The 18282-nt window shown below is 42.9% G+C and carries 15 protein-coding genes; 13 read left to right on the top strand and 2 right to left on the bottom strand.

Going from position 1 to position 18282, the window contains the following annotated elements:
* Window positions 1–92 precede the first annotated feature (92 nt).
* Entirely contained in the window at window positions 93–1028 is a 936-nt protein-coding gene (locus MKX35_RS22225; protein ID WP_076299451.1) for a C40 family peptidase, read from the bottom strand.
* Window positions 1029–1352: 324 nt separating this feature from the next.
* Here MKX35_RS22225 and MKX35_RS22220 point away from each other — a divergent pair, with 324 nt between their 5' ends.
* From MKX35_RS22220 to MKX35_RS22165, 12 genes are all read left to right on the top strand, one after another.
* Window positions 1353–2423, top strand: coding sequence for an ABC transporter substrate-binding protein (locus MKX35_RS22220; RefSeq protein ID WP_076282901.1), 1071 nt, complete (start codon window positions 1353–1355; stop codon window positions 2421–2423).
* Window positions 2424–2484: 61 nt separating this feature from the next.
* On the top strand, window positions 2485–3408 hold the full coding sequence (locus MKX35_RS22215; RefSeq protein ID WP_076299450.1) for an ABC transporter permease: 924 nt from the start codon (window positions 2485–2487) through the stop codon (window positions 3406–3408).
* Window positions 3401–4195, top strand: coding sequence for an ABC transporter ATP-binding protein (locus MKX35_RS22210; protein WP_076282899.1), 795 nt, complete (start codon window positions 3401–3403; stop codon window positions 4193–4195). Before MKX35_RS22215 ends, MKX35_RS22210 begins: the two co-directional genes overlap by 8 nt.
* 182 nt (window positions 4196–4377) lie before the next feature.
* Window positions 4378–6153, top strand: a complete 1776-nt coding sequence (locus MKX35_RS22205) for a sensor histidine kinase (protein WP_081382864.1) — start codon at window positions 4378–4380, stop codon at window positions 6151–6153.
* A complete protein-coding gene (locus MKX35_RS22200; protein ID WP_076299448.1) occupies window positions 6146–7714 on the top strand; it encodes a response regulator transcription factor in 1569 nt (522 codons plus the stop codon). Before MKX35_RS22205 ends, MKX35_RS22200 begins: the two co-directional genes overlap by 8 nt.
* Before the next feature lie 120 nt (window positions 7715–7834).
* Window positions 7835–9172 (top strand): extracellular solute-binding protein, encoded by a 1338-nt coding sequence (locus tag MKX35_RS22195; protein ID WP_076282896.1) that lies wholly within the window; start codon window positions 7835–7837, stop codon window positions 9170–9172.
* A 142-nt stretch (window positions 9173–9314) separates the two neighbouring features.
* Window positions 9315–10235, top strand: coding sequence for a carbohydrate ABC transporter permease (locus MKX35_RS22190; protein WP_042132108.1), 921 nt, complete (start codon window positions 9315–9317; stop codon window positions 10233–10235).
* Window positions 10236–10238: 3 nt separating this feature from the next.
* Window positions 10239–11078: a carbohydrate ABC transporter permease gene (locus MKX35_RS22185; protein WP_042126927.1), complete on the top strand. Its 840-nt coding sequence runs from the start codon at window positions 10239–10241 to the stop codon at window positions 11076–11078.
* 18 nt (window positions 11079–11096) lie between these two features.
* Window positions 11097–12221 (top strand): rhamnogalacturonan acetylesterase, encoded by a 1125-nt coding sequence (locus MKX35_RS22180; RefSeq protein ID WP_341044430.1) that lies wholly within the window; start codon window positions 11097–11099, stop codon window positions 12219–12221.
* 114 nt (window positions 12222–12335) lie between these two features.
* On the top strand, window positions 12336–13127 hold the full coding sequence (locus MKX35_RS22175) for an SDR family oxidoreductase (protein WP_042187431.1): 792 nt from the start codon (window positions 12336–12338) through the stop codon (window positions 13125–13127).
* A 169-nt stretch (window positions 13128–13296) separates the two neighbouring features.
* Window positions 13297–14013 carry an MgtC/SapB family protein gene (locus tag MKX35_RS22170; RefSeq protein ID WP_042126933.1) on the top strand — a complete coding sequence of 239 codons (717 nt, stop codon included), beginning with the start codon at window positions 13297–13299 and terminating at the stop codon, window positions 14011–14013.
* 85 nt (window positions 14014–14098) lie between these two features.
* Window positions 14099–15088 carry an aldose 1-epimerase gene (locus MKX35_RS22165; protein WP_076299446.1) on the top strand — a complete coding sequence of 330 codons (990 nt, stop codon included), beginning with the start codon at window positions 14099–14101 and terminating at the stop codon, window positions 15086–15088.
* A gap of 98 nt (window positions 15089–15186) precedes the next feature.
* Here the strand turns inward: MKX35_RS22165 and thrS are convergent, their stop codons facing one another.
* On the bottom strand, window positions 15187–17100 hold the full coding sequence (gene thrS, locus MKX35_RS22160; RefSeq protein ID WP_076299445.1) for a threonine--tRNA ligase: 1914 nt from the start codon (window positions 17098–17100) through the stop codon (window positions 15187–15189).
* A 473-nt stretch (window positions 17101–17573) separates the two neighbouring features.
* Between thrS and MKX35_RS22155 the strand changes: the two genes are divergently transcribed.
* The gene (locus MKX35_RS22155; RefSeq protein ID WP_076299444.1) at window positions 17574–18242 is read left to right on the top strand and encodes a TraX family protein; all 669 of its coding nucleotides are present in this window, start codon (window positions 17574–17576) and stop codon (window positions 18240–18242) included.
* The last annotated feature ends 40 nt before the right edge of the window (window positions 18243–18282 follow it).

The raw sequence follows: 18282 nt of genomic DNA, 5'->3' as shown, positions 1-18282 counted from the left end.
TACCAATTTATGCTGCAACAAAGAAGCCTGAACCCTTCCATAGTGGAGGATTCAGGCTTTCTTAATAGGTGCCTTTAGCCAGTGAATGTGGGTTACAGAATGCGCTGCATATGCAGGATTACGTTGCTCCAATACCCTGAGTCAAGCTCACTGATCTGAACCCCGGGATCACCCCAGGTGTGAATGAACTTTCCATCCCCAATGTAAATACCGACATGCCCGGGTATAGCGTCACTTTCAAACCGACCTGGGACAGTGAAGAATATAAGATCGCCGACATCTAGTGCACTGCGTTGCACGCGAGAACCTATATTATCTTGATCCTTGGCTAAACGCGGTAAGTTTACACTGAATTGTTTGAATACATGCCTTGTAAAAGAAGAGCAATCAAATTTCTTAGTCTCTTCATAAGGCCCGGTACCGAATTCATAAGGCACACCTAAGAATTTTTTGGCATAAGTAACTAATTCCTTCTTGTCTGCTTCAGAAATACTTTGAATGTGAAATGGTTTAGCTTCATTTAATGACTTAGTAGATGGTGTTTTTATAATAGCTTCATGGTCGGTCGGTGTGGCTATGTTGATTTCACCAGACTGAGGATTCCAACCCACCTCCGTTTGAAGAAATTTGGATAGAGCTAGCGGTGTGATATAGATTTGACCTTCTTGTCGTCTAGGTGCCTGCGGTAATGTGATTTTCTCACCTAGGGAGAAGACTTGAGTAGAGCCAGGGCGCAGCATATACATAACATCACTGTAGCCAATTTTGGTGTATCCACCATGAGTAGCATCATCTTTCATTCGATAGCCAAGTGAAGTAATCGCAGGTTTGAGTGGAATCCAGTACTTTCCTTGAGCATCGGTGATGGCGGACTTTTCATAATAACTTGAGGCTTGCATGCCATCGGGAGTTACGGCGTTTACCTTGGGTTTTTGTGATTGTGAAGAGTAACCGCATGCGGTACTTGATAAAACGGCAGCGAGCAATACAGTAGCAGTGGATAGTAATTTTTTGTGGTTATTAGGCATATGACACGCTCCATGTTCAAACTGTAGTTTAAGTTTGTGCAGGGGGCTTTTTTTTATGTAATGAGGCCGAAGGCAATCACTGTAAGACATAACCAAGTCCTTCCTATATTGGTGAGTTATGCGCTATAAAATTTGTAATCTATGGAAGTAGGATAAGTGATTGACGGATAAACAACCTCCATATAATATAGGTTTAATAGATTTCCATCATTATTGTGAGGTACGTGTAAGCTTATGCTTTAATGCTTTTATCGATAAAAGTGATAATGCTGAGTCGCTCACTTTGATGCACGCGTTAATAATCTAATGAAATGGGGTACTTTAATGAAAAAGAGAAACATTTTTGCAGGTTTAAGCTTATGCTTCATGCTAGTAGCTGCTGGCTGTGGCAACAATAATGCCGCTGTAAATTCAGGAAACGCAACAAACACTGGTAATGCGCCAACGAATGCCGGAACCGCTGATTCCAAAACGTACAAAATCGCAATTTCGCAATACGTTGAACATCCATCACTTGATGCTACACGCGAAGGTATTCTTGCTGCTTTGAAGGATGCCGGGCTTGTTGAAGGAGAGAACCTGAAGGTTGACCTTGAGAATGCTCAAGCTGACCCTGCGAATAACTTGACCATTGCTCAGAAGATTGCTGCTGACACTAATGATTTGGTATTGGCTATTGCGACACCTTCTGCTCAATCGGTTGTTCAAGCGCTTAGTAAATCAAGTAAGGACACTCCGATACTGTTCGCAGCAGTGACTGATCCACTCGATGCAAAGATCGTAACTGATCTGGAGCACCCAGGTGGAAATGTTTCTGGTGTATCAGATACGAATCCTGAAGCTATTAATAGATTAATGCAATTCATTGCTACTCAATTTCCTAATGTGAAGAAGCTGGGCATTGTTATCAATGAGGGTGAACCAAATGCTGTAATTATGGCGGATATTGCTAAGAAAGAGCTGGATAAACATGGCATTGAGCTTGTGAAGGCAGCCATCACAAATACTTCTGAAGTGAAGCAAGCTGCTGAATCACTCGCTGGTCGTGTAGATGCATTCTACATTACTTTGGATAACACAGTAGTGAGTGCTGTTGATACGATTATTCAAACAGCTAATGATAAGAAAATTCCGTTCTTCTCCAGCGACCGGGATACCGTTGAAAAAGGCGCATTTGCAACCGTTGGCTTCAAATATTTCGACCATGGTTACCAAGTTGGACAAATGGCAGTGGACATTCTGAAGAATGGTAAAAAGCCAGCAGATATGAAAGTAACGATGCAAGAAAAGCTCGATCTTATCCTTAACCTTAAAGCCGCTGCCGCACAAGGTATAGAAGTGACGGATGCGATGAAAAAAGAAGTTACCGATCAAGCTAACAATATTATTCAATAAGACATTCTATAGGGGCGATTCCATGAGGGCGCCCCTTGATGCTTGAAAGGAGAAGACTTCTATGTATGATTCAATGCTCGGGGCTGTGGAAATGGGGTTGCTCTATGCATTTATGGCTTTAGGGGTGTATATTACTTTTCGCATTTTGGATTTTCCTGATTTGACTGTAGATGGAAGCTTTACTACTGGCGGCGCTATTGCTGCCGTTATGATTACCAATGGTTATGCACCCTGGTTAGCCACGCTTGCTGCTATTGCAGGTGGGATGCTGGCAGGAATGTGTACGGGTCTACTACATACGAAGGGCAAGATTAATGGATTGTTATCCGGGATTCTAATGATGATCGCACTTTATTCCATCAATCTGAGAATTTTTGGCGGTAAACCTAACTGGTCACTAATGGGTGATACCACGTTGTTCTCGTCCATCAATCCACTTCTTGTTCTTCCTTTTATTGTTTTATTCGTGAAAATTCAAATGGATTTATTCTTGCGTACTGATCTTGGGCTTGCTTTAAGGGCTACCGGAGATAATGCAAGAATGATCCGTAGTCTGGGTGTAAACACAGATAATACGACAATTCTCGGAGTCAGTTTATCCAACGGAATGGTGGCACTTTCAGGTGCATTGATCACTCAGTATTCCACTTTTGCGGATTCCTCAATGGGAATAGGGATGATTGTTATCGGATTAGCTTCGGTAATCATTGGTGAAGCCATTTTCGGTGCTGGAAATGTATTCCGTGCGACGTTGGCAGTTGTTCTGGGATCTATTGTTTACCGAATCGTAGTTGCACTAGCCTTGTATGTACCATGGTTGAGACCTTCGGATCTTAAGCTGATTACGGCGATTATCGTTATTTTCGCACTTGTATTCCCATCGATTCAGCGTTTCTTGAAGCAGAAGAATATGGCGCGTAAACGTTCGCTTGAATTAGCTGAACAAGCGTTTAGCAGCAAGAGAGGAGGCACCATCGATGCTTAAACTGGATAACGTATCTAAGCTGTTTAATCCTGGAACACCGGATGAGAAGATCGCGCTACTTGGCATTGATTTGGAGCTTCTTCCCGGTGACTTTGTTACCATTATTGGAAGCAACGGTGCTGGTAAATCAACGCTAATGAACATTATTTCTGGTGTGATGAAGCCGGATCTTGGTTCAGCAAGTATTGAAGGGAATTCGATCAGCCATTTAGCAGAATATCAGCGCAGTCGCTGGATCGGACGGGTTTTTCAGGACCCGATGGCAGGTACGGCTCCACGGATGACGATTGAAGAAAATTTAGCGATGGCTTACAAAAGAGGGAAGAGTAGAGGACTATCGTTTGGTGTAAATGCAGCGAGACGGACGATGTTTCGTGAGGAGTTAAGTCGTCTCGGGATTGGATTGGAGAATCGTCTGCGAGCAAAGGTAGGGTTATTATCTGGTGGGGAGAGACAAGCACTGAGTTTGCTAATGGCAACCTTTACCCAGCCGCAAATCTTGTTATTAGACGAACATACAGCGGCACTTGATCCTTCACGAGCGGAGCTGATTACTAAACTGACAGAGTCTATCGTCCGTGAGATGAAGCTGACTACGCTTATGGTTACCCATAACATGGAGCAGGCTATACGTCTTGGCAATCGTCTTATCATGATGGATAAAGGCCGTATTATCCTTGATATTGATGAAACAAGGAAAAAGGATCTTACGGTAGAACGCCTGCTGGGAGAATTTGAGACCATCAGTGGTCATAAACTGGCGGATGATCGAATGATGCTTGGTTAGTCTTTTATAGGAGTATCTTAGGCTCAGGATAGGGGCTTAAAGTGAATTCTGACTCTGGATTTCGCTTTAAGTCCTTTTTGTTGTAAGTTTTCCCAAATGCTTCAATATCATTTATGATAGGATATAGTGATGATAAATATTACTTCCCATAATAAGGGTTTGGAGTGAATTGGAGGATGCTTATGTTTTGGAAGAATGTTAGCGCTTACAGGAGTTCAGGAATTTTTAATAAAATGATATTGATCATTTCATTTTTGCTGCTGCTGTCCTTTCTGTTCTCTTTAACCGTCCTGCAGTATGTTTATCGAATTTATGACAAGCAAATCTATGAAAAGGCATCTGAAGTGCTGGGAATGTCATCTATCAGTATAGAGAGTACTTTGAGAGAGCTGGAACAACTTTCTTTTACAGTGGTCTCTGATGAGCAAATTCAGGAATGTCTTCGCCAGTTGCAGGATGATCCTCAACCATATGAGCGGCAGGTCCTACATAATAAAATCATTAACAGGTTAGTTGCCTTTGCAGGAGCAGAGAAATACGTTTATTCCATGATGTTGTTGGATACGAATGGCGGCGCTATGACTGCGGGTAATCGGGAAGGTGTATCACAGGATCTCCAGGATCAATTAAAGCCTCTGGCTAAGGAAGCTAGCGGTAGTATTGTGTGGTATCCCCAAGGGAATAAGAATTCACTCCTGGCTGTTCGGCAGATTAAATCTTACACCGGATCAACCTTTACGCTGGACGATTTAGGAACGTTAGTCATTCGAATTCGGATTGATCGTATTATTGCAGATAGCACTAGTAACACTTCGGATGGCGATCAGTTGATTGTTGCAGATGCGGCTTCAGGGCTAGCGGTTTATCCCCAAACTCCAATGTTGCTGCCAAATGAGCTTAAAGCGGAAACGGAACGTTCCGAACTTTATCGTACGGCTAAGTATGAAGAAGGAACATATTTTATAACGAAGACTAAATCATCTTATATGGAATGGATGTATATCAATGCGACCCCCTTCAATGAGATGTTCAAACATATTACTTTTGTAAAAAAATTGGTCGTCATCATATTCGCGCTCATATTACTAATTGGATTGCTCTTAGGCTATCGATTAGCCCGAAGTATTGTACGCCCGATTTCAAAGCTGACCAAAAAAATGAAACAAATCGAAAAGGGAGATCTGGATAATCTGGAGGAACAGTCGCTAGGTGTCGTTTCACAAACTGCGCAGGACGAGGTAAGTCAGCTTAACAGAACCTTTAAAATGATGATCCGCAGAATCAGAGAACTTATCGATGAGAATTATGCGAAGCAGCTCATTATTAGAGAGACCGAGCTTAAAGCACTGCAGGCACAGATCAATCCGCATTTTTTGTACAATACACTTGAATCGATCAATTGGTTAGCGAAGATGAACAAGCAAGCTAAAATCTCAGAAATGGTAGAAGCGCTTGGCTATTTGTTTCGCAGTTCGATTGGTCTTAAAGACCCGTTGATTACGATTGAAAAAGAGCTCACCATTGTGCGCAATTATGTCATTATCCAGAAGACACGATTTGACGAGAGACTTGATTTCCGCATGGATTTTCCAGAGCATTTGCATGACGCTTTAATTCCGAAGCTGACGCTTCAGCCGTTGATCGAGAATGCGATCCGATATGCATTGGAGCCTAATATCGAGCCTTGCACGATTTCTATAACCGTAAGTGAGGAAGAACAGGGCCTTGATATTCTTGTTAGTGATAATGGGCCGGGGATGAGTGCCGAGTTCATCAAAGATTTACAGCAGGGAAGAGTTAAGACACGTGGCGAAGGCATTGGGTTAGCGAACATCGCAGAGCGTATTCAAATCGTATTTGGCCCAGAATGGGGTACAGTGATTGAAAGTGAGCCAGGTCAAGGAACGACAATACATGTACGTATACCTTATTTAAAAGGAGTGCAAGAGAATGTATAAGTTACTGCTGGTTGATGATGAACGGTTGATACTAGAAGGCATATCTCAGGTAGTGGACTGGGCACAGGCAGGAACGGAACTTGTGGGTACTGCTCGAAACGGGATAGAAGCCTTAGAGAAAATAGAGGAGCTTCGCCCTGAAATAGTGATTACTGATATTTCCATGCCCGGATTGGATGGACTAGGCTTGGTGCAGAAATGCAGTGAACGGTTTCCTGAGGTAAAGTTCATTATGTTGACGGGTTATAAGGATTTTGACTACGCTTGTATCGCTATGCAGCATGGAGTGAAGCATTATCTGCTTAAGCCGTGCAACGAGAATCAAATTCATGATGCGTTAGTTGAACTGGTAGCAGAGCTCGATGAACTTAAGGGCCGGACGGAATTTGTAAATGATATGAAGCAACGTTTTACTAAAGTTCTACCGCATGTAAAGGAACAATTTTTGAAGGAATGGATCTCTAACAAAACGTACGGGAGTCAAGATTTAGAGTATTATCAGGAGCTGCTAGGCATCGAATTAAATGACAAAGTGGTGCGTTTGATCTTGTTCAGACTGGAAGGTTCTTATGAATATGAGCAACTATTTGCTTTGCAAAATATTGCACAGGATATGCTGCAAGAAACGCTGCTTAGTACAAGGATAGGCGGATTTATTCTGACACTAATGGAAGTCGAAGGAGAGACTGCGCTGAATAGTACACTGCTTGAACGAATTTCTGATGTACGGAAAATGTTCTACAAATTTTATAAAGTGGATGTAACCATTGCGATTAGTGACGCGGACTTCATGATACATTCACGGAGATTGTATCGTCAGACTCTGCAATGTCTTAATCACTGTTTTTATATGGAAGAGGGAGGCCTGATCACAGGAAGTGATATTCCTAGTGATGAACTAAGCGGAAGAAATGACATTGAACTAGATGAAGAGCAAATCTGTCTGCTGATTAAGGCGGGCGAACAAAGTGCAGTAGAGTTTGAATTAGAGCGGTTATTTAATCTGCTAGCTGAACAGCGTGTGGATATTAATGTAACACGATCTTATGTTTTACAATTGTATTCTGCGATGATACGTCTAGCCGTCCCTGATGAAAGAAATACCTTTACTTCAAGTATGGTGGAACTGGCTGAGATCAGGACTTTAAGTGGTCTTAAAGCCTATGTAAAAGATGCTGCTGCTCGTTTGACAGCGATGTATGATCGTCATTTTCGCTGTCGCCAATCCTTAATCGTAGATAAAATGTTCAAAATTATTGCGGATGATTATAAGAATGCGGAACTGTCACTTAGCTCAGTCGCTGCTGAGATGTTATATATGAATCCTGATTATCTCGGGAAAATATTTAAGAAAATCACGGGGGAGAAATTCTCTAATTACGTTACCAATTACCGGATTACTAAAGCATCAGAACACATTATGCATAGTGGTGATGTAAGAGTATTTGAGCTCGCTGAAATGTTCGGCTTCGGTGGGAATGCACAGTATTTTAGTCAAGTGTTCAAAAAAGTAACTGGGCAGACACCCACAGAATTTATGAAACCCTCTCAAGGGAACTGATTATTGAACAAACAAGACGGTTTTTTGTATTCAACAATCACTGAATATTTGAGAAGATTTATACATGAAAGCGCTACCTAAAGGGATCAGAGCCTTTATACTATTATAGGAAAAGGGGACATGAATTTGAAAAAGAGATTCGCTTTACTAGCCGTACCATTGTTGTTGTCATCGATGTTAGCTGGTTGTGGTGGAGGTAATAACAATAATAGTGCTGCCGCTACGGATTCCGCTACAAACACGCCTTCAGAAACGAAACCCGCAGCTACAACTTCAGCAGAACCCGTAACTCTGCGTATAGCTTGGTGGGGTGGAGATACACGGCATTCTTATACACAACAAGTGATTGATATGTATGAAGCCAAATACCCGAATGTAACGATTGAACCTGAATATGCTTCATTCGATGATTATTGGAAGAAGCTTGCCCCTCAAGCAGCAGCGAATCGACTTCCTGATATCGTTCAAATGGATATTTCTTATATTAATCAATATGGGTCTAACGGACAGCTCGAAGATTTGAAGCCTTATTTGAACTCTCAGATACAAGTCGGCGATGTGAATGAGAACGTCCTTAGTACTGGGGTAATCAATGAGAAGCAATTCGGAATTCCATTAGGCGTTAACGTACTTGGTTTTCAATATGACCCAGAATTGCTAAAGAAGGCAGGGGTGGATTCCATTCCTGAGAACTGGACTTGGGATCAATACAAAGAAATTGCTGCGAAAGCTAAATCAGCTGGACTGTATATCGACGGTTCTATGGCAGCTGACGTATTCTTCAACTATTATCTGCGTACAAAAGGGCTGGCACTTTATAACAATGATGGTTCAGCGCTTGGATATGAGGATGATGCCTTGTTCACTGACTTTTTCGGAATGTTGTCTGGTTTAATTAAAGATGGAGCGGTTCCATCCCAAGACAAACTGAGCCAAAACAAAGGCGTTATCGAAGAGTCTGATATTGTTAAAGGAACAGGCATCGGCGTATGGCAATGGTCGAACCAATATGTTGCTTTGCAAATCGCTGTAAATCGCCCTATGGCACTGGCACAAATGCCTGGTCCGGATATGGAAAAAGGACTCTACATGCAGCCAAGTATGTATTGGTCGGTGACTTCTAACTCAAAAGTGAAGGAAGAAGCAGCGAAGTTCGTTGATTTCTGGATTAATGATCCCGAAGCCAACAATTTAATCAAAGGCGAACGTGGTGTGCCAATTTCAAGCAAAATCAAAGAATCTGTAGCTTCACAATTAACGGATTCCGGTAAGCAAGTATTTAAATTCGTAGCTGACATGGAGCCTACTACTTCTCCAATGAGTCCGCCAGTTGGATCGCCAGAGGTAGTAGCACTCCTTACAGACCTTGCTGAACAAATGAACTTCGGCAAAATTGACCCAGCCGCCGCCGCCTCACAGTTCCGAAAAGAAGCGAACGCTATTCTCTCCAGCCGGTAATAGAAGGTAACAGATAACTATACTGCGTCTAACATGGGAAACGGCATGCCATTTGGTTAGGCGGCAGTCCGTTTCCCTTATTATTCACATAAAAAGGAGTTGGAGACCCTTGGCATCCACGAATCCCCTTCCTTCGAATCCGCTGGCTTTTAAGAAAAAGAAGCTAACAGGCCGGAGTTTACGAAGCAACCTTACAGGATATGCCTTTATCAGTCCATTCGTCATTGGCTTCCTTTGCTTCACATTGATCCCGATGATCATTTCTCTTTATCTTTCTTTTACCAAATACAATTTGTTCGCTCCACCTAAATGGATCGGATTTGATAATTACATCAAAATGTTCTCGAATGACCCGAAATATTTACATTCACTAAAGGTGACGCTGCTTTACGTATTTATTGGTGTGCCTTTACGTCTCACCTTTGCATTATTTGTGGCTATGATTCTAAATACTAAATCGCGCATGATCGGAGCCTATCGTACAACTTATTATTTACCTTCTATTATAGGTGGCAGTGTGGCGGTATCCATCATGTGGCGTAATATTTTTAGTGATACTGGAATTATTAATGGCATGCTCGGTTTTTTCGGCCTTGGTCCAGTAAGTTGGTTTGGTAATCCGAGCGCTGCGCTTATTATGTTGATCACTTTATCCGTGTGGCAATTTGGTTCATCCATGTTGATCTTTCTGGCAGGTCTAAAGAATATTCCTGGTGAAATGTACGAGGCAGCTAGTGTAGATGGAGCAGGCTTTTTCAGAAAGTTCTTTAAGATTACAATGCCCCTCCTAAGCTCAGTTATTCTGTTCAATCTAGTCATGCAGACGATCAGTGCATTTATGACCTTTGTTCCAGCTTATATTATCTCTAAAGGTGAAGGCGGACCAATGGACGGTACGATGTTGTATTCTCTATATCTATTCCGTCAGGCCTTTATGTTTAATAACATGGGTTACGCTTCAGCTATGGCGTGGGTGATGTTGTTGCTAGTCGGCATCATGACCGGAATTTTGTTCAAGACATCCAAATCGTGGGTCTTCTACGAATCGGAAGGAGGAAAATAATCCATGGCGAAAATGAAACTGAAATGGCCGCTGTATCACATTCTTATCGGTGGCCTCGCTATCATTATGCTGTATCCGATTTTGTGGATGATCATGAGCTCTTTTAAAGAGAGCCGGCTTGTATTCGTTACCGCTCAGCAGCTTCTTCCCGATCCATGGGTATGGGGGAATTATGCTAAAGGCTGGGAAGGGATTGCCGGATATTCCTTTGGTGTCTTCATAAAGAATTCATTAATTATTGTCGTTGTAGCCACTCTAGGAGCGGTGGTTTCTTCTTCACTGGTAGCCTTCGGATTTGCACGTAATAAGTTTGTAGGGCATGGCTTATGGTTCGGTATCATGATGATGACGCTTATGCTTCCTTCAGATGTAGTGCTAGTCCCGCAATATATCATCTATGCGAAATTGGAATGGCTCGATAGTATCAAGCCGATCGTGGTTCCACAGTTCTTCGGTGTTCCGTTCTTTATTTTCCTAATGCTGCAGTTTATTCGGACAATACCTGTTGAACTTGACGAAGCGGCTACGATTGATGGGTGCGGGAAATTTGGTCTGTACTTCAGAATCATTCTCCCACTCATCCGTCCATCTATGGCTACTGCAGCGATCTTTTCCTTCTATTGGCGCTGGGAAGACCTGCTTGGGCCAGTGTTGTACCTGAACTCTCCATCTAAATATACAGTTTCTATGGGGCTGAAAATGTTCCTCGACAGTGAGTCCGTGTCCAACTGGGGACCCATGTTTGCCATGTCCGTTCTTAGCTTGGCACCCGTCATGATTATTTTCTTTATCTTTCAAAAGCAGATTGTGGAAGGAATCAGCACCAGTGGTTTGAAAGGATAAAATATCTAATGAAGAAAGGTGCGGCTGAATTTGGATAGCTATCATTTTGACTTTGGGATTAAAGATACAGCGTCCGGCTACACCAAAATTCGGCCGGACTCACGATACTCTCCGGATGCGCAATTTGGTTTTACTTCAGACTCGACAGTATTCGGGCGTTCCAGGGGAGGAGCAGATACATTAAGAAGTGATTTCTGCATTCCGCAGAAGGCAGTCTTCCTGTTAGATATTCCTGATGGGATTTACCGGATTTCTTTGTTACTTGGTGACTCCTTAGCAGATACGAGTACAATAATTCGAGCAGGTGATGGTAAGTACGTATTAGATACATTGAACGTCCCGGCAGGTCAGTATATACGAGAATCATTTGCGATGCGAATCATGGGTGGTCAGCTAAAGCTCTCCTTCTCAGGTATTGCGCCTCGAATAAATGCTCTCGACATTGAGCCTGACAACGAAGCGCTCGTCTTATATTTGGCTGGTGATTCTACGGTGACCGATCAAGGAGAAGCTGGTTATCCCTATGCTGGCTGGGGCCAGTTGCTGCCTCGCTGCTTCAAAGCAGGTCTTGTAGTGGATAATCGAGCCATTTCAGGACGTAGCTCCAAGAGCTTTATTGAGGAAGGGCATTTGGACAATATTTCTACTGTGCTTCGGCCCAGAGATTATATATTCATACAGTTTGGTCATAACGATTCAAAAGGGGATGAACATAGACACACCGAACCTTTCACTACATATAAAGAATATTTGCTGCGGATGATTACAGTTGCTAGGAAAGCAGGAGCCTACCCGGTACTGGTGACCGCTGTACATAGGCGGAGATTTGATCCTGCTGAAGCTATAGTAGACAGTCATGGAGAGTATTTAACGGCAATGAAAGAGTTGGCTGAGACTGAGCAGATCCCCCTAATCGATTTGGCGGAGAAGAGTCGTAAGCTTTTTGAAGAATATGGTGTGGAAGGAACGAAGGATCTGTTCATGTGGTCCTATCCGGGAGAATATATCTTGCATCCAGTTGGCGTACAAGACAATACACATTTTCAGATTTTAGGAGCACGTCTGCTTGCTGATCTTATTGTAGAGGGCATCCGTGAAGCCGGTTTAAATGATCTCATTATCCATCTTCGGCAGGGTGAATAAAAATAATCCTTTGGGGTATTAAAGATCTATCGATTCAACTTCTGTATGCGAGGTTAAGGTTAAGGAAAGAACTTAACTGGAAGGCTTGCATGACAAGAAGGAGGATACTTAAACATGGCAGATAAGAAGCTGGAAGGTAAGGTAGCGATTGTAACAGGAGGTGGTTCCGGCATTGGAAGAGCAACTGTGCTTGAGTTCGCTCGTAACGGAGCCAAAGTTGTGTTGCTGGATAGAACTGTTGAGAACGCAGAAAAGGTTAGAAAACAAGTGGAGAAAGAAGGCGGAGAAGCTCTCGTAATTGAATGCGATGTTGCTGAACCCCCGCAAGTGGAAGCTGCCATAAACAAGGCGGCCGCGAAATGGGGTCGTCTTGATGTTGTTTTTGCAAACGCAGGGATTAATGGAGCCATGACGCCCATTGAAACGATGGATATTGAGTCTTGGGACCAGACGATTCACATCAACCTTCGTGGAACCTTCGCGACTGTTAAATATGCGATACCGCATCTAAAAGAAAGCGGTGGCAGCATCCTGATTAACAGCTCCATTAACGGAAATCGTGTATTTTCTAACATCGGTTTTTCTGCTTACAGTACGACAAAGGCAGGTCAGGTTGCTTTTATGAAAATGGCAGCATTAGAACTGGCTCAATTTCAAATTCGCGTAAATGCAATCTGTCCTGGGGCTATTAAGACCAATATAGATGACAACACTTTTCCATCCGAGGATCTCAAAGAGGTAAAGATCCCTGTCGAATTTCCGGAAGGGGATCAACCGCTAGAGGAAGGTCCTGGGCGCCCTGATCAAGTTGCAAAGCTGGCACTTTTTCTGGCCTCCGAGGATTCCGATCATATTACAGGAACTGAGATTTATTGTGACGGTGCAGAATCGTTGCTGCATGGTTAAATAATCTTTCACCAAAACGGATTCTATCCCCTTCGTTATGCGGATTATATAAGCTGTCTGCGCATATACATGGAGGATAGGAGTTCCGTTTTTTTGCTGTAAAATAAAGCTAATCATAATCTCCGTTTTCCGTTATAATGGAGTATCTGTGGAGAAAGGAGAATGAACTATGGATTTTCATATTGAATCATTAATTAAGCTGCTAGTGGCCATGCTGTTCGGGCTGTTCATCGGGATTGACCGACAGATCAAGCAGAAACCGCTGGGGATTCGGACCAGTATGGTCATTAGTATTGCCTCTTGTCTTGTAACTGTAGTGTCTATTCATGCCTTTGATAAGTTTGCAGGTCCTGAGCATCCAAATATGGATCCGATGCGCCTCGCTGCTCAAATTGTCAGTGGGATAGGGTTCTTGGGGGCTGGTGTTATCCTGCGTAGAGGCGGTGATGCGATATCAGGTTTAACCTCGGCAGCACTCATCTGGACAGCTTCGGGGATTGGTATAGCTGTGGGAGCAGGATTCTATATTGAAGCAGCATATGCGGTTATTCTTCTAATGTTTGCGGTGAATTTAGTTCCTCATTTAATTCGTTCGATTGGTCCTGAAGTGCTTAACAAGCATGAAGTTTCGGTGAGAATAATCATGGAAGCTAATTTTGTACTTACTGAAGTGATCCAAAAAATTGAGAGACCCCAGGTTAGTACCCAAAGAAGTACTAGAAGTCCATCCCGGGCGATCCGCAGAATGAAGATTAAGGATTTGGAAGATGGAAGACAAATGATCGATATGGTGATCTCAGCGCCGGATAAAGATTACGCAACAGAGATCTATTATGATGTGAAGAAAATTGATCATGTCATGAGCGTTGAAGTGGAACAGCTGTAAAAAAGGGCATGTCACGTCATGACCAGATGTGGTAATCTATCAAGTAGAGACAATTATCAGACACTGGAAGGGAGAACACATTATTATGTCTATCACAGCCTATGAAGGACAATATGAAGGAGAAGCAGCCATCTGGTTGAAAGCTGGCCGTTATGAGGCAGCTATCCTACCAGGCATCGGTGGCAACTTGATCTGTTTCCGTGATACCGAAAACGGTTACCGTTTCTTGCATGAACCGGGAGCTGAGGAAATGGAAGCCTTCAAAGCAAGTCCAGGCATCCATGGTATTCCTGTATTATTTCCTCCGAATCGATATGAAGATGGCAAATTTCCTTGGAATGGTCAAACTTATCAACTCCCGGTAAATGAAGTCGCAACAGGCAACCATTTACATGGATTTTTACATACGGCAGCTTGGGAAGTAGAAGAGTTCGGTAGCGGTAAGACCGAAAGCTTCGTAATCGTATTCATCAAAGTGGATGAGAACCATCCTTCTTATCAATACTTGCCGTTTAAATACACAATGAAACTACGTTATACCCTTGGTGAAGGTGGCTTATCTCAACAGGTACAAGTCCATAATGATGGTGATGAAGAGATGCCTTGCTTGTTGGCATTCCATACCGCGATTAATGCACCATTCGCACCAGGTAGCACACCACAAGACTACCTTGTAAAAGCGACCATCGGTAATCGCTGGGAATTAAATGACCGTATGCTGCCGACTGGTAAATTCCAAGAGCTGGAGCCAGGTGAAGCTCAGCTTCGTGATGAAGGTGTGAATCCTTATTTCGCTTCGATGGACAACCACTACACAGCTGTAGCTCAGAATGGACGTAACCGGATGGAGCTTACCGACAGCAAAGCTGGAGTCACTTTAGTATATGATGTAGGGACTTCATACAAGCAGTGGATGATCTGGAATAATGGTGCTTCTGAGCAGTTCTTCTGCCCAGAGCCGCAAATCAACTTAGTTAATGCGCCAATGGTAGATCTGCCAGCGGATGAGATAGGCTTATTCAGTCTCAAACCAGGCGAGTATTGGGAAGAAAGCAGTCGGCTGTACGTGAAATAGTGTTCCTGTGAATATTAATATGTGATCAAAGAAAGGGCTGTCTTGTTCGTAGATTTCTACGATAGACAGCCCTTTAACGTTTAATTTGAAGCAGAACTTTATTTTTTACTAACTATTTCTTCACTAATCTGCTCAATAATCTCTTGGATACTCTTTGAACCAAGATCACCCTCACCACGTTTTCTTACAGAAACACTGCCAGAGTTTTTCTCATTCTCACCGAGAACGAGCATGTAGGGTGATTTTTCAAGTTGGGCTTCACGAATTTTGTAACCTAGCTTCTCATTTCGGATATCAACCTCTACACGAATGCCAGCTTGTTCTAAGGATTGTTTCACCTGAAATGCATAATCAACGTAGTTCTCAGAGACGGGCAATAACTTCGCTTGAACGGGTGCTAGCCATAGCGGGAATGCGCCAGCATAATGCTCCGTAATAATCCCCATAAAACGATCAATCGACCCATAAACAGCACGATGGATTACGACCGGGCGGTGCTTAAGGTTATCTTCCCCGATGTAAGTAAGATCGAATTTCTCTGGCATTTGCCAATCTAGTTGGATGGTTCCACATTGCCAGCTTCGTTTTAGCGCATCTAAGATATGGAAATCAATCTTTGGTCCGTAGAATGCGCCATCACCTTCATTCACACGATACTCGATCCCGAGATTGTCTAATACACTTTGTAATGATTGTTCAGCTAGATCCCATAGTTCTTCTGATCCCATATAATCTGCCGGGCGAGTAGATAATTCAATCTTGTACTCAAAGCCAAACACTTGATAAATATGGTCAATCAGTGAGATTACCCGGCTTATTTCATCCTCAATCTGCTCTGGTAATACGAAGAGATGGGCATCATCCTGACAGAACGTACGAACACGCATCATCCCGTTAAGTGCCCCAGAGAACTCATGGCGATGTACTTGACCAAATTCGGCAATTCGGATAGGTAACTCTCGGTAAGAATGTAGATTATTTTTGTAGATCATCATATGACCTGGGCAGTTCATCGGTTTGAGTGCGAATTTTGTTTCGTCTACATTGGTGAAATACATATTGTCTTTGTAGTGATCCCAGTGTCCGGATTGCTCCCAAAGCCGATTGTTCATCATCAGTGGTGTACGAACTTCATCGTAATCTCTCTGTCTTTGTAATTCACGTGCGAAATTCTCAAGCTCTGTACGGATAGTCATCCCCTTGGGAAGATAAAAGGGCATACCTGGAGCTTCTTCAGAGAACATAAACAATTCCAGTTCCTTGCCGAGCTTACGGTGATCACGTTTTTTAGCTTCTTCAAGAAAGAGTAAGTGTTCTTCAAGTTGAGCTTTCTTAGGAAAAGCAGTTCCGTAAATACGTTGCAGCATTTTATTATTCGAATCTCCACGCCAGTAGGCACCTGCTACATTCAACAGCTTAAAAGCCTTGACCAAGCCAGTTGAGGGGAGATGTGGGCCTCGACAGAGATCCGAGAATTCCCCTTGATCATAAATAGACAATACTGTGTCTTCCGGCAGATCACGGATAAGCTCCAGCTTTAAGGGCTCATTCATCGCTTCAAAAAGCTTGATTGCTTCAGCGCGGGGAACGACACGGCGGACAATCGGGTGATTCTCTTGAATAATTCTCGCCATCTCTTGTTCGATTGCTACAAGATCATCCGTGGATAGAGGTGTCTCAATATCAATGTCGTAATAGAAGCCATCTTCGATTACTGGACCTATGCCGAGCTGGACACCCTTATCTCCATATATACGTTTTATGGCCTGCGCCATGATATGTGCTGTACTGTGTCTATAAATTTTCAGGCCTTCTTTGCTATCCAGCGTAACAATTTCGAGCTGGCAATCATGTTCGATCGCTTGGTTTAGATCAACGGATCTTCCATCGATTATTCCAGCTACAGCATTTTTTTTCAGACTGGTACTTATGGCACCTGCTGCTTCTTTAATCGTCGTTCCTTGCAGTACCTCTCTAATTGTTCCGTTTTGCAGTGTTACCTTGATCTCCATGATTGTTAGCCTCCATTTCTCAAAAATTGTTAGTGGTGAACGCAAAAAAACGCATCTCTCCCAGAAAGGGACGAGTGCGTTCAGCTCGTGGTTCCACCCTAATTCGACCTATCACAAGGATAGGACCTCATTGGTATCCTATAACGTGGATAAGTCGGTGCCACATACTACCGCAAAATTTAGATCTGCGGATTCAGCGTCACGGCTACAAAGGGGTAACTTCACAATCGTGTACTGGAGAAGCTTTCAGCCTAGACCTCTCTCTCTGGACAGTTCGTATAGGAAATCTTGTCTTTGATCATTGCCATATGATGTTGCTCGTTCATAGTACTCAATTGCACCCCATAAAGTCAAGAGGCAAGAAACCAGAAATTCAGTTCTCTTTTATTGCAGTCATCATTTGTGTACAGGCGAAGGAGATGAAGTACTCATTGGCGAATGTATGATATCAACTTATTTTAAGGAGGTTTGATATGCAGATTCTCGCCATGCTGACGATGCTAATCGACCATATTGGCTATATCTTTTTTCCAGAGGATATTGCTTGGAGATATGTAGGAAGAATAGCCTTTCCAATCTACTGTTACGGGCTTGTGCAGGGGCATATCCATACATCATCCAGACCGAAATACTTGTTCCGACTGCTCATTATCGCTATTATTTCTCAGATCCCATACAATTTAGCGATTAATCCTGGTGGATGGAACGTGGTGTTTACGCTTTTGTTATCCGCAACCGTATTGGTTATTTTAGATAAACTGCCTACTCCATGGCTTGGAATACCAGTCGTCATTGCAGCTATCGCGTTAATGGATTATTTCCCGATAGATTATAATGCGTACGGCCTGCTGCTAGTATTGATATTCCGTTATGCGAAGTCATATTGGCTTGTTGTAGCACATTTGGCACTTAATCTGTTCTACATGTTTTATAATTATTGGGTTGTGCAAATGCTTAGTATTTTACCAACACTGTTGATTGCTTTGGCGCCTGCACTTTGGGGATATTTAGAGCGTCACCGGGTACCACGCTGGGTGTGGTGGTCTTTTTATCCTGCGCATTTACTGATTTTAGCGTTATTTAAAGGCGTAATATACAATGAATGGGTTTCTATCGAATGGCGAACTTTGTTGAATCTATAGTATTTTTACAATAAGTAATACTTTGATTTACAAATGTTGC

The sequence above is a fragment of the Paenibacillus sp. FSL R5-0923 genome, from assembly GCF_038009145.1.
Lineage (GTDB): Bacteria > Bacillota > Bacilli > Paenibacillales > Paenibacillaceae > Paenibacillus_AQ.
Note: the sequence above shows the minus strand (reverse complement) of the source record. Positions and strands in the feature narration are given on the sequence as shown.